This is a genomic window from Streptomyces sp. NPDC020299 (genome assembly GCF_044387825.1).
GTDB lineage: Bacteria > Actinomycetota > Actinomycetes > Streptomycetales > Streptomycetaceae > Streptomyces.
On sequence record NZ_JBIRWL010000001.1, the window covers coordinates 751178 to 763869 of the forward strand.

Here is a 12692-nt window from a genome sequence, read left to right on the forward strand (position 1 = left end):
CGGATGCCGGTCACCGTTCTCCTCGTCGACGACGAACCCCTGGTCCGCGCGGGTCTGCGGGCCGTGCTGGAGGCTCAGCCCGACATCGAGGTCGTCGGCGAGGCGGCCGACGGCGCGGCGGTGATCCCGCTGGTCCGGCAACTGCGCCCGGACGTGGTCGCCATGGACGTACGGATGCCGCTGCTGGACGGCATCGAGGCCACGCGCGCGGTGCTGCGCACCGTCGACAGCCCGCCGAAGATCCTCGTGGTGACCACCTTCGAGAACGACGAGTACGTGTACGAGGCGCTGCGGGCGGGCGCCGACGGCTTCCTGCTGAAGCGTGCCCGGCCCGCCGAGATCGTGCACGCGGTACGGCTCGTCGCCGAAGGTGAGTCGCTGCTGTTCCCGGCCTCCGTACGGCAGCTCGCCGCGCGGTACGGCGACGGCGGCGATCGTGCCGCCCGCGCGGTGCTGGAACGGGCCCGGCTGACCGAGCGGGAGGCGGAGGTGCTGCGGCTGATGGCCCGGGGGCTGTCGAACGCGGAGATCGCCGGCCGGCTGGTGGTGGGCACGGAGACGGTCAAGTCGCACGTCAGCGCCGTACTGGCGAAGCTCGGGGCACGGGACCGCACCCAGGCGGTGATCGCCGCCTACGAGTCGGGATTCGTCGCTCCGGGCTGATCCGAAGGCCTGCCCGGAACGCGGGCGCCCGGCTCTCGCCGGGGTGAGGCCTGCCGAGTACCATCCGCCCCACACGGCGCACGAGCTGGGAGGACGGACGGTGGGGCGGCTGACCGGCGGGGATCCCTCGCTGCTGCGAAGGATCAATTCCGCGGTGGTGCTGCACGCGCTGCGTGCCACGGACTGCGCGACGCTCACGGAGATCACCCGGGTGACGGGGCTGTCCCGGCCCACCGTCGAGGGCGTGGTCGAGGGGCTCATCGAGGCCGGTCTGGTCGTCGAGAAGGCGGCCGAGGAGGGCGCCGCGCGGCGGCAGGGGCGGCCCGCGCGGCGGTTCCGGTTCCGGGCCGAGGCCGGGCACCTGCTGGGCCTGGAGATCGGGGCGCACCGCGTCGCCGCGCTCCTCTCCGACCTCGACGGGCGGATCCTGGGCTCCCAGGCCAAGGACGTCTCGGAGACGGCCGACGCGGACGAGCGTCTGGAGCGGCTGCGGACCACGGTGGCGGAGCTGCTGCGGCGAGCCGGGGTCGCTCGTGGCTCGCTGCGCGCCGTGGGGGTCGGCACGCCGGGGATCGTGGAGGCCGACGGCAGGGTACGGCTGGGCACCGCGCTGCCCCAGTGGACGGGACTGCGGCTGGGCGAACGGCTGAGCCGCTCCTTCAAGTGCCCGGTCCTGGTGGAGAACGACGCCAACGCCGCCGCCGTCGCCGAGCACTGGAAGGGCGCCGCCACCGAGTCGGACGACGTCGTGTTCGTGCTGGCCGGGCTGAGCCCGGGCGCCGGTGCACTGATCGGGGGACGGCTGCACCGGGGTTACGGCGGGGCCGCCGGGGAGATCGGCGCGCTGCATCTGCTGGGCCGGGAGGCGACGCCGGAGACGCTGCTGTCCACCACGCACGAGCCGCTGCATCCGCTGGACGAGCAGGCGGTCGCCGAGGTGTTCGCGCTGGCGCGGGAGGGCGACCAGCGGGCCCGGGCCGCCGTCGACCGGTTCATCCAGCGGCTCGTGCACGACGTCGCGGCGCTCGTCCTCGCGCTCGATCCCGAGCTGGTGGTGATCGGCGGCTGGGCGGCCGGGCTGGATGGCGTACTGGACCCACTGCGCCGTGAGCTCGCGCGCTACTGCCTGCGGACGCCGGGAGTGACGCTGTCCCTGCTCGGGGAGGCCGCTGTGGCGACGGGCGCGCTGCGGCTCGCCCTCGATCACGTCGAGGAGCAGTTGTTCGCGGTGGAGGGCACGGTCACGGCCCGGCGCTAGGTGTATTGATCACGAGCGTTGTTGACACTCGTGATCAATACACCTAGGGCTTCGTCGCCGACCGTGCGCCGGGCGGCGGCAGCCTGCGGCCCGCTCCCGTCATGGCTGTCCGACAGCGCGCCCCTGTCGTGGCGGCATGCGTCGCGCCCCGGAGGGAGTGGTTCCGGGGCGCGGCGGGTGCGGCTGGTGTGGGCTAGGGGGTGTTTCGAAAGTCCTGTGCGGTGCCCGCGGTGTCCGGTGCGTGCTCTCGGCGTGCCGGACGAAAGCCCTCGTACTGGACGTACTTGGGTTTTTGGCCGGTGCGGCGAGAGTGCGTGCCGGGCGCCGTGGGTGCTGTGCGGGACTTTCGAAACACCCCCTAGGAGGCCTGGCCCTGTTGTGGCTAGGAGGCCTGGCGTTCGGGTCCGTGGTGTATCTCCACCCCGCCGGAGTCGGCGAAGGTCAGCCGGCAGGTGTCCGCGCGGTAGGTGGCGACGGAGAGCGCCATGGTGCGGCCCTGGGCGACGAAGCGGGTGGTGACGACGAGGACCGGGGCGCCGGGGAGCCGGTCGAGTTCCCTGGCGTCGTCGGCGCGGGCCGAGCCGAGTTCCACGGCGCGGTCCTGGGCGTCCAGCTCCAGGTGCTGCAGTTCGCGCAGCACGGCACGCGCGTGTGCGGGTCCGGAGGGCGCGTCGATCCCGGACAGGCCGGGGACCGAGGACGCCGGGACGTAGAGCAGCTCGGCGGCGACCGGCTGGCCGTGCGACACGCGGGAGCGGCGCACGATGTGCACGGCCTCGTCGGGGCCGGTCTCCAGGGCGGCGGCGACGGCGGCGGGCGGCTCGGCCTCCGCGCAGTCGACGGGCTGCCAGGCGTCACCGGGGGCGCCCGGCCAGGCCTGCTGCTCGGTGCCGACGGCCACGCCCACGCGCGGCGGTGCCACGGTCGTACCGACGCCGCGCCGGCGCTGCAGCCGTCCTTCCAGTTCGAGCTGTTCGAGCGCCTGGCGGAGCGTGGCGCGGGCGACGCCGAAGCGGGCGGCGAGGTCGCGCTCGTTCGGCAGGATCTCGCCCACGGCGAACTCCGAGTCCAATGCCTCACTGAGCACGGTCTTGAGGTGCCAGTACTTCGGTTCCGGCACCGATTCCAGCTGCGTGGTCCCCACCCTGTCCTCCGCGATCGCCGTGGCCCTCGGCGTTTTAGCGCCCTTGTTTATTAAAGGTTGTTGCACTTATCTGCGACCATAAGGCGGCCCCCACCCTTGGTCAAGACCAATCCTGGTGTGCCTGGGGAACGCGGAGGTGTCCACCGCGAAGCGTCCGCACGGAATCGGTCCGTCCGTCGTGTCCGCGGACCAGAATGATCGGCGGGCCGCCGACGGTCGGCGGAACGGACGCGGGAGGTGGACCGATGCGGTACGCGGTTCTCGGTACGGGCGAGGTGGGCCGCACCCTGGCCGGCAAGCTGGTGGCGCTGGGGCACGAGGTGACGCTGGGATCACGCGGCAAGGACAACCCGGTCGGCCTGGAGTGGGCCGAGGGCGCGGGCGTCCGGGCGCGCGCGGGTACGTTCGCGGAGGCGGCCGGGGCCGCCGAGGTGGTGGTGAACGCGGTGGGCGGGCGGGTGGCGCTGGAGGCACTTCAGGCCGCGGGCGCGGGCAACCTCGACGGCAAGGTGATCGTGGACGTGTCGAATCCCCTGGCCTTCGAGGAGGGGGAGGCGCGGCTGGATCCCGTCGAGTCGGACAGCGTGGGCGAGCAGATCCAGCGGGCCTTTCCGCACGCGCGCGTGGTGAAGACGCTGAACACGGTCAACTGCCAGGTGATGGTCGATCCGGGCCGGGTGCCGGGCGAGCACCAGCTGTTCATCTGCGGGGAGGACACCGGCGCCAAGGAGCAGGTGACGTCCCTGCTCGGGGAGTTCGGCTGGCCGGCGGAGCGGGTGCTGGACCTGGGCGGTATCCGGTCGGCGCGGGCCCTGGAGATGTATCTGCCGCTGTGGCTGAACCTGTACCGGACGCTCGGCCACCCGGACTTCAACGTGGAGCTGCGCAGGGCCCGTTGACGCCTGGATTCCGTACAGGGAAGAAGGGAGGAGACGGGCGGGGAAGAGATAGGGGGCCTCAGGGGCTACCCGTCGGTAGCAATTGCTGACAGGCTGTCTACCCACGGCGTCCAGCGAGTTCCAGACGAGGAGCAGCACCATGCCCGCCACCGTCTCCTTCCCGGTCCCCTCACCGCACGGCCCGCGGACCGTGACCGTCTCCTACGCGCGCGTGGGCAGCGGTGAACCGCTGCTCCTGCTGCACGGCATCGGCCACCACCGGCAGGCCTGGGACCCGGTGGTGGACGTCCTCGCGACCGAGCGCGAGGTGATCGCCGTGGACCTGCCCGGCTTCGGCGCGTCACCCGGCCTGCCGGAGGGTCTGGCGTACGACCTGCCCACGACGACAGCCGTGTTCCGCGCGTTCTGCGAGGCGCTGGAACTGGAGCGTCCGCATGTCGCGGGCAACTCGCTCGGCGGCCTGATAGCCCTGGAACTCGGCCGCGAGAAGCTCGTACGGTCCGTCACGGCCCTGTCGCCCGCCGGGTTCTGGTCCCCGGCCGAGCGGCGCTACGCCTTCGGCGTCCTGATGGCGATGCGCCAGATCTCCCGGCGGCTCCCGTTGCCGTTGGTCGAGCGGGCGTCCCGTACGGCGGTCGGCCGGGTGGCGCTGACGAGCACGATCTACGCCCGCCCCACTCGTCGCTCACCCGACGCCGTCGTCGCCGAGACGCTGGCGCTGGCGAACGCCACCGGGTTCGACGACACCCTCCGGGCCGGTTCCGGGGTGCAGTTCACCGACGACCTTCCCGGCCTCCCCGTCACCGTGGCCTGGGGGACCGGCGACCGGCTGCTCGTGCCCCGCCAGGGCGTCCGGGCCAAGGGCATCATCCCCAAGGCGCGGCTGGTGCGGCTGCCCCGCTGCGGTCACGTCCCGATGAACGACGACCCGGCGCTGGTCGCGCGCGTCATCCTGGACGGCAGCCGCTGACCTGCGGCGCAACCCGGCCAAGGCGCCGGAGCCCAGGGCGACGCCGGCCCCCACGAGGGCGCTGCCCGCGCCCTGGGCGGCCCCGTAGGAACCCGTTCCGGCGAGCGGCGCGGTGCAGGCGGCGGCCACCGGGATGAGCCCCGAGAACAGCGTGGTCCGCTCCGCGCCGATCCGCTGCATGCCCATGTACCAGCACACGAAGCCGACGACCGTGACGACCGCCGCCTGCCACAGCAGCGCGGCGGCCTCCGTGCCGTCGGGGCGGCGCAGCCAGCCGCCGCCGTCCAGGACGACTCCGGTCACGGCCGCCTCGACGGCTGCCACACCGCAGACCGTGGCGGACAGCAGCCGTGGCCCGAGTGGCCGCAGGGCGGGTACGGCGAGGACGGCGAAGCCCACCTCGCCTGCCAGGGCGCACGCGGAGAAGGCGATCCCGGCGCCGTCGGCGCGCCCCCACCCCTGGACGGTGAACGCGCCGGCGGCGACGAGCAACGCCCCGTGCAGAACGGCTCGCTGAGGGCGGCGCCCGTCGAGGATCGGCACGACGACCGCCACCACCACGGGCGCGCAGCCCACGAAGACCCCCGGAACCGCTGGTTCCGCACTGCGCTCGGCGGCGATGACGGCGAGGTTGAACCCGACCATGCCGACCGCCGCGAGAAGCGCCAGGCGGGCCCACTGACGGGGTGCGAGTTCGCGCAGTGGTGCGCGTCCGCCCCGGCCGGTGAGCGGGAGGAGCAGCAGGCAGGCCAGGGCGTAGCGGAGGAACTGGCCGCCCGCGTAGGGGTAGTCACCGAGGACGCTGTTGGCGGTGAAGGAGCCGCCGACGAGGACGCAGGCGAGCGCGGCGAGGAGGGCGCCGCGGGTGGTGGTGGCGTTCATGACGGCGACGCTAGGGAGACATGCGGTCCGGTTTAAGGTCCAGTGTCATGACGACATCGGGGACCAATCCCGGCGGGCTCGTCGGCTCCGCCGCGTGGGAGCTGCTGCTCCCGGCCGCGTCGGCACCGGCACGCGCGCGTGGCCGCTCGCTCCAGGCGGCGCTGCGCGAGGCGATCCGCTCGGGCCGTCTGGCGGCGGGCACGCGGCTGCCGTCGAGCCGGGACCTCGCGGCCGACCTCGGCGTGTCGCGGGGGCTGGTGACGGAGGCGTACGAGCAGTTGACCGCCGAGGGGTATCTGCGCAGCGGCAGGGGCGCGGGGACCTGGGTGGGCGAGGCCGTGCGGGCCGCCGCGCCCCGCGCGCGTGACCTGGCGCCGCGCTCCCCGGGCAGGCGTACGGACTTCGTCCCCGGTACGCCGGATCTGTCGTTGTTCCCGCGCGCCGCCTGGGCCGCAGCGCAGCGCGCCGTCCTGGCCGAGCTGCCGCACCACGAGCTCGGCTATCCCGACCCGCGTGGGCTGCCGCGGCTGCGCACGGCCCTCGCCGAGCTGCTGGCCCGCCGCCGGGGCGTGGTCGCCGACCCGGAGCGGATCGTGGTGGTCTCCGGTGTCGCCCAGGCCACCGCCCTGCTCGGCGCCGCGCTCCACGCGCGCGGGATGCGCTCGATCGGCGTGGAGGACCCGGGCAGTCCGCAGCACGACGCCCTGTACGCCTCGGCCGGCCTGGACACCGTGCCGCTGCCCCTGGACGCCGAGGGCCTCGCGGCCGGACCGCTGCGCGCGTCGGGCGTACGGGCCGTGACGACGACACCGGCCCACCAGTTCCCCACCGGAATCGCCTACTCCGCCCGGCGCCGCGCCGAACTGCTCGACTGGGCACGGTCCGTGGACGGTGTCGTCCTGGAGGACGACTACGACGGCGACTTCCGCTACGACCGCGCTCCCGTGGGCGCCCTCCAAGGGCTCGATCCCGACCGGGTGGCCTACACGGGTTCGGTCAGCAAGTCGCTCGCTCCCGGGCTGCGGCTGGGCTGGCTGCTGGTGCCCCAGGGGCTGGCCGACGAACTGGTGGAACGCAAACGGACCATGGATCTGGGCCACCCCGTCCTCGACCAGGCGCTGTTCGCCCGGTTCCTGGAACGCGGCGACTACGACCGCCAGCTGCGCCGCTGCCAGCGCGCCTACCGCGAGCGGCGCGACGTCCTGGTCGCCGCGCTGGCGGAGCACTTCCCGGACGCGCGGGTCTCCGGTATCGCCGCGGGTCTGCACGCCATCGCCGAACTGCCCGCACGGTACGGGCCGGAGGCGCTCTTCACCGAGCGGCTCGCCGCGGCCGGTGTCGCGGTGCGCCCGCTGAGCGACTGCACGCACGCGCGTGCCGACGACCGCGGGGTGCGGCTGGTCCTCGGGTACGCCCATCTGTCGCCTGCACGGATCCGCGAGGGCGTGAAGCTGATGGCGGAGGCGCTGGCCGGCTGACGGCCGAGGCATCGCGGGGGCATGGGACGACGGGACGGCACAGCGGCGCGTTCTGGAAGCGCACGCCGTCGTCGTCGGCGGCGGAGGGCGCCGCGACAGCGCCCGCACCGACGGCGACGAGCACCGCCGCCCAGACGAGGGGCACGGACCGGCCGGCCCCGGCACCGGCCCGACGCACCGCTCGCCGACCACGGCCACGACCACGACACATACCGGCGCCTGCTGTGCGGGGCATCCGCCCGGTCATCCCCGAACGAGGCCGGCCCCACAACACCCCCGTGCCCTTCCGTCGGCGGCCAGTTGTTCACCCCCGGTTTCCGTGCGCGCTGCGGCGTACCAGTAGTTGTGGCTCTGCACACTGGCCGGATCCCGTTCCTGGAGGCCCCTCATGTCCCACCGACCCTTCCCCGGCCGCCGCAGTGTCCTGCGCGGCTCCCTCGCCGCGTCGGCGGCCCTGACCCTGCCCACCGCCGTCGGCGCGGCACCGGCCTTCGCCCTGTCCGGGCGGCCCGAGGCGGACTGGGGCGTGCAGGCGGGCGACGTGACCTCCGACTCCGGTCTGGTGTGGGTGCGCGCGGACCGGCCGGCCCGCATGATCGTCGAGACGTCGGCCACCGAGTCCTTCCGCGACCCCCGCAGATGGCACGGCCCGCTGCTCGGCGCCGGCACCGACTTCACCGGCACCACCCGGCTGCGCGGACTGCCGTCGGGCGAGCAGATCCACTACCGCGTGCTGCTCGCCGACCCGGACGACCCGCGGCGCACCGGCGCACCGGTGACGGGCACCTTCCGCACCGCCCCCGACCGGCGGCGCCGGGGCGTGCGCTTCGTCTGGTCCGGCGACCTGGCCGGACAGGGCTGGGGCATCAACGAGTCGATCGGCGGCTACCGGATCTTCGACGCCATGGCGAAGACGGACCCGGACTTCTTCCTGTGCAGCGGCGACAACATCTACGCCGACGGCGTGATCGCGGCGACGCAGGCCCTGCCCGACGGCAGCCCGTACCGCAACATCACCACCGACGAGAAGTCCCACGTCGCGGTCACGCTGGACGACTTCCGCGGCAACTTCCGCTACAACCTGCTGGACACGGCGCTGCGCCGGTTCAACGCGCAGGTGCCGAACGTCATCCAGTGGGACGACCACGAGGTCCGCAACAACTGGTACCCGGGTGAGGTCATCGGCACCGGCACTCCCTACCCGGCCGGTACGATCCTCGACGACCTGGCGCTGCGCTCGCGGCGGGCCTTCTCCGAGTACTTCCCGATCTCCACCATCAGCGGACGTCCGGACGGCCGGATCTACCGCGTCCACCACCACGGTCCGCTCCTCGACGTGTTCGTGCTGGACATGCGCACGTACCGCGACGCCAACTCGCCCGACAACCAGACCACCGACCCGCAGGGCATCCTCGGCCGCGAGCAGCTGGAGTGGCTCAAGCGCGAGCTCGGCCGGTCGCGTGCGGTGTGGAAGGTCATCGCCGCGGACATGCCGCTCGGCCTGGTCGTGCCCGACCCGGTCGAGGGCAGGGCGAACTTCGAGGCCGTCGCGCAGGGCGACCCGGGCGCGCCGCTCGGCCGCGAGCTGCAGATCGCCGAGCTGCTGCGGTTCATCAAGCACCGGCGGATCACCGGCACGCTGTGGCTGACCGCCGACGTCCACCACACCTCGGCCCAGCACTACGACCCGTCGCGGGCCGCGTTCAAGGACTTCGCGCCGTTCTGGGAGTTCGTCTCGGGCCCGCTCAACGCCGGTGCGTTCCCGGCCAGCGCGCTCGACGGCACGTTCGGCCCCGACCGGGTGTTCGTCAAGGCGCCCACCGCCTCGAACGTGTCGCCGGCCGAGGGCTACCAGTTCTTCGGTGAGGTCGACATCGACGGCGACAGCGGCGAACTGACGGTCCGGCTGCGCGAGTACGACGGCACGGTGCTGTTCACGCAGGTGCTGCGGCCGGGCCGGGTGGGTCAGTGACTCCCGTACGCTCTTGGTCCGTGCCGCGTACCGGAGTCATCCCCCGGTGCGCGGCGCGTTCGTATGAGCACTCCATGAGCAGTCCATGAGCAGTCACAGAAAAATCAATAAAACGGACAGAAGCATGCTTTACCCATCGGTCACAAAGCGTTCGTGATCACGCAACACCGTTCCTTCACAGTGGCTGCATGACTCGAGACATGTCTGATGTGACGCGTACGAAGGACGGACGTCCGGTGCACCACTGGCGGCGGGACCTCGTCGAACTCGCCGCCCTGTTCACGGCCGTCGCGGTGGCGGACGGGGTGGCCAACCTGATCGGGCACGGGCCGGGCGGCCCGGCGCTGCTGGTGATCTCGGCGATCGCGCTGGCCGCGACCGCGGGGTTCCACACCTGGTGGGCACGGCGCCACGGGCACGCACCGCCGGCCGGTGATACCGGCGCCCGGCCGTCCGCCGAGGTGCGGCAGGCCGGGCCGTCCGCAGGGCCCGCGGCGACGCCCGAGGATGTGGCCGGGGCGAGCGCGCTGTGGCGGATGCGGACGACGGTGAAGGACGAACCGGGTTCGCTGGCCCGCCTGTGCGCGGCGCTGGCGGGGCAGCGGGTCGACATCCTGAGCCTGCAGACGCATCCGCTGGCCGCGGGCACGGTGGACGAGTTCCTGCTGCGGGGCCCCGGCGCGCTCGCGGCGGGCGAGATCAGCCGGGCCGTCTCGCTGGCCGGAGGCACGAGCACCTGGATCGAGCGGGCGGACGCGCACGACCTGGTGGACGCGCCGACCCGGGTACTCGGCCTCGCGGCCCGCACCGCGCTGGACGCTGCGGAACTGCCGCTCGCGCTGCGGCAGTTGCTGGGCCGCTGCACCATCCGTTCGCTGCCGGCCACCCCGGTCGGCGGTGGGCGCGGCCCGGAGGCCGTGCCGGTCGAGGGGGCGCTCGAGGAGACCGTCATGCGGTTGCGGGCACCGGAAGGCGGAGTGATCACCGTGGAGCGGCCGTATCTGCCGTTCACGCCGACGGAGTTCGCCCGGGCGCGGGCGCTGGTGGAGCTGGACGCCCGGCTCGGTCCGCGGATCCCGCGCAGCCAGGACGTGCTGACACTGCCCGAGGGCAACGCCATCACCGTGCGCCGGGCCGACACCCGCGACCTGAAGGCGGCGAAGGCGATGCACGAGCGCTGCTCGGGCCGGACCCTCGGCATGCGGTACCACGGCCCCGTCGGTGACGCCGACCGCTACCTCAACCACCTGCTCAGCCCCCGCTTCGGGCGGACCCTGGCCGTGCAGACCGCGTCCGGCCGCGTCGTCGGCCTCGGTCATCTGCTGTGGGACGGCGACGAGACGGAGGTCGCGCTGCTCGTCGAGGACGAGTGGCAGCGGCGCGGTATCGGCGGTGAACTGCTGGGCCGGCTGGTGGCGATGGCGGTCGAGGCGGGCTGCGCGAGTGTGTACGCGGTGACGCAGGCCTCCAACACCGGCATGGTCGCCGCGATGCGCGCACTGGACCTCCCCCTCGACTACCAGATCGAGGAGGGCACGCTCGTCATCACCGCCCGTCTGGACGCCACCCCGGTCGTCTCGCGCCTGCCGTACGACGGCCAGGCCGCACAGCAGCCGTCCGGCGGCCGGACCACCGGGGACTGACGCCCGGCTCTCAGCCCACCGCCTGTCTCAGCCCACCGCCTGCCGGTGTCCCGCAGGGGACGGACGCTCCGCCCGCGCCCCGAGGGCCCGGTCCAGGTCCGCCCACAGGTCCTCGACGTCCTCAAGGCCCACCGACAGCCGCAGCAGCCGGTCTCCGACGCCGGAGCCCCGCCGGTCCTCGGCGTCGACGATGCGGTGACTGATGGACGCCGGGTGCTGGATGAGGGTGTCGACGCTGCCCAGGCTCACGGCGGGCGTGATCAGCCGTACCCGCGCGATGACCTCGTGCGGGTCGCCGTGGACCTCGAACGAGATCATCGCGCCGCCGATGCGCGGGTAGCGGACCCGGGCCACGCGCGGATCGGCCGTGAGGCGGCGGGCCAGCTCGGCGGCGTTCGCGGAAGCGGCCCGCACCCGCACGGGCAGCGTCGACAGCCCCCTCAGCAGCAGATAGCCGGCCAGCGGGTGCAGGACACCGCCGGTGGCGAACCGGACCTGCCTGAGCCGCCGCGCGAACTCCTCGTCGCAGGCCACCACACCCGCCAGCACGTCACCGTGCCCGCCGAGGTACTTGGTGGCGCTGTGCAGCACCAGCCGGGCGCCGTGTTCGGCCGGGCGTTGCAGCACGGGCGTGGCGAAGGTGTTGTCGGCCAGCAGCGGCACGCTTCCGCAGGAGTGGGCGATCGCGCGCAGGTCGAGCTCGGCGAGGGTGGGGTTGGCCGGTGACTCGACCATCACAAGACCGGTGTCGGGGCGCAGCGCGTCGGCGATCCCGGCCGGGTCGGTCCAGGTCACCTCCGTGCCGAGCAGACCGGCGGTCAGCAGGTGGTCGCTGCAACCGTAGAGGGGCCGTACGGCGACGACGTGCCGCAGGCCCGTCGCGCCGCGGGCGAGCAGGACGGCGCTGAGCGCGGCCATGCCGCTGGCGAAGGCGACCGCGGCCTCGGTGCCCTCCAGCCGGGCCAGGGCGGTCTCGAACCGGGCCACGGTCGGGTTGCCGAGCCGTCCGTAGACCGGCGGGCCGACGGGCTCGGCGCCGTCCGTGGCGAAGGCGTCGATGCGGGCGGCCTCGGCGCGGCTGTCGTAGGACGGGTAGGTGGTGGACAGGTCGATCGGCGGGGCGTGCAGTCCCTGCCGGGCCAGGTCGTCGCGGCCGGCGTGCACGGCCTCCGTGGCGAGTGCTCTCGACGTGGTGCGCGCGTCGTCGTGCGCGCGGATGCTCGCTGAGTCCATGGCGGAAGGGTGAACACCGAACGGCTCTCCGGCCGAGCACTCCGTGTTACGTTCGGGCCATGGCCGAATCCGTCGTACTGGATCCGGTGGATCTGCATCTGCTGCGGCTGCTGCAGAACGACGCCCGGACCACCTACCGCGACCTCGCCGCGCAGATCGGTGTCGCGCCCTCGACCTGTCTGGACCGGGTGACCAGGCTGCGCCGCTCGGGCGTGATCCTCGGCCATCAGCTGCGCCTCGACCCGGCGAAGCTGGGGCGCGGACTGCAGGCGCTGCTGTCGGTGCAGGTCAGGCCGCACCGGAGGGAGCTGGTGGGGCCGTTCGTGGAGCGGATCCGGGCGCTGCCGGAGTCACGGACGGTGTTCCATCTGACGGGGCCGGACGACTATCTGGTGCATGTCGCGGTCGCGGACATGGCGGATCTGCAGCGGCTGGTCCTGGACGAGTTCACGGCGCGGCGCGAAGTGGCCCGGGTGGAGACCCGGTTGATCTTCCAGCAGTGGGACTGCGGGCCGCTGCTGCCACCCGGGCACGCCGACAGCTGAATCGG

Annotated in this window: 10 protein-coding genes and 1 pseudogene; 8 read left to right on the plus strand and 3 right to left on the minus strand. The window is 73.6% G+C overall.

Translation table 11 applies throughout. The features are described from left to right. Nucleotides 1-3: 3 nt before the first annotated feature. Nucleotides 4-663: a response regulator transcription factor gene (locus tag ACH45E_RS03535; RefSeq protein ID WP_361435571.1), complete on the plus strand. Its 660-nt coding sequence runs from the start codon at nucleotides 4-6 to the stop codon at nucleotides 661-663. A 100-nt stretch (nucleotides 664-763) separates the two neighbouring features. Next, a complete protein-coding gene (locus ACH45E_RS03540) occupies nucleotides 764-1921 on the plus strand; it encodes an ROK family transcriptional regulator (protein ID WP_361435569.1) in 1158 nt (385 codons plus the stop codon). Between the two features lie 382 nt (nucleotides 1922-2303). Here ACH45E_RS03540 and ACH45E_RS03545 read toward each other — a convergent pair whose 3' ends face one another. Next, nucleotides 2304-3065, minus strand: a complete 762-nt coding sequence (locus ACH45E_RS03545; RefSeq protein WP_361435567.1) for a GntR family transcriptional regulator — start codon at nucleotides 3063-3065, stop codon at nucleotides 2304-2306. Between the two features lie 245 nt (nucleotides 3066-3310). On the opposite strand from ACH45E_RS03545, the gene ACH45E_RS03550 reads away from it, so the two are divergent. Continuing rightward, nucleotides 3311-3964, plus strand: a complete 654-nt coding sequence (locus tag ACH45E_RS03550; RefSeq protein WP_361435565.1) for an NAD(P)-binding domain-containing protein — start codon at nucleotides 3311-3313, stop codon at nucleotides 3962-3964. A 139-nt stretch (nucleotides 3965-4103) separates the two neighbouring features. Next, complete coding sequence (locus tag ACH45E_RS03555) at nucleotides 4104-4934, plus strand: alpha/beta fold hydrolase (RefSeq protein ID WP_361435563.1); 831 nt, start codon at nucleotides 4104-4106, stop codon at nucleotides 4932-4934. A 45-nt stretch (nucleotides 4935-4979) separates the two neighbouring features. Here ACH45E_RS03555 and ACH45E_RS03560 read toward each other — a convergent pair. Beyond that, nucleotides 4980-5816: pseudogene (locus ACH45E_RS03560) on the minus strand (EamA family transporter); the annotation flags it as partial. 47 nt (nucleotides 5817-5863) lie between these two features. On the opposite strand from ACH45E_RS03560, the gene ACH45E_RS03565 reads away from it, so the two are divergent. The 3 genes from ACH45E_RS03565 to ACH45E_RS03575 all read left to right on the plus strand — a co-directional run bounded on the left by ACH45E_RS03565 (nucleotide 5864) and on the right by ACH45E_RS03575 (nucleotide 10909). Next, complete coding sequence (locus ACH45E_RS03565) at nucleotides 5864-7294, plus strand: PLP-dependent aminotransferase family protein (protein ID WP_361435561.1); 1431 nt, start codon at nucleotides 5864-5866, stop codon at nucleotides 7292-7294. Between the two features lie 388 nt (nucleotides 7295-7682). Next, nucleotides 7683-9266 (plus strand): alkaline phosphatase D family protein, encoded by a 1584-nt coding sequence (locus tag ACH45E_RS03570; RefSeq protein ID WP_361435559.1) that lies wholly within the window; start codon nucleotides 7683-7685, stop codon nucleotides 9264-9266. A gap of 200 nt (nucleotides 9267-9466) precedes the next feature. Beyond that, on the plus strand, nucleotides 9467-10909 hold the full coding sequence (locus ACH45E_RS03575) for a GNAT family N-acetyltransferase (protein WP_399039877.1): 1443 nt from the start codon (nucleotides 9467-9469) through the stop codon (nucleotides 10907-10909). Between the two features lie 27 nt (nucleotides 10910-10936). Here ACH45E_RS03575 and ACH45E_RS03580 read toward each other — a convergent pair whose 3' ends face one another. After that, on the minus strand, nucleotides 10937-12142 hold the full coding sequence (locus ACH45E_RS03580) for a PLP-dependent transferase (protein WP_361435555.1): 1206 nt from the start codon (nucleotides 12140-12142) through the stop codon (nucleotides 10937-10939). Nucleotides 12143-12201: 59 nt separating this feature from the next. On the opposite strand from ACH45E_RS03580, the gene ACH45E_RS03585 reads away from it, so the two are divergent. Continuing rightward, a complete protein-coding gene (locus ACH45E_RS03585; protein WP_361435553.1) occupies nucleotides 12202-12687 on the plus strand; it encodes an Lrp/AsnC family transcriptional regulator in 486 nt (161 codons plus the stop codon). The last annotated feature ends 5 nt before the right edge of the window (nucleotides 12688-12692 follow it).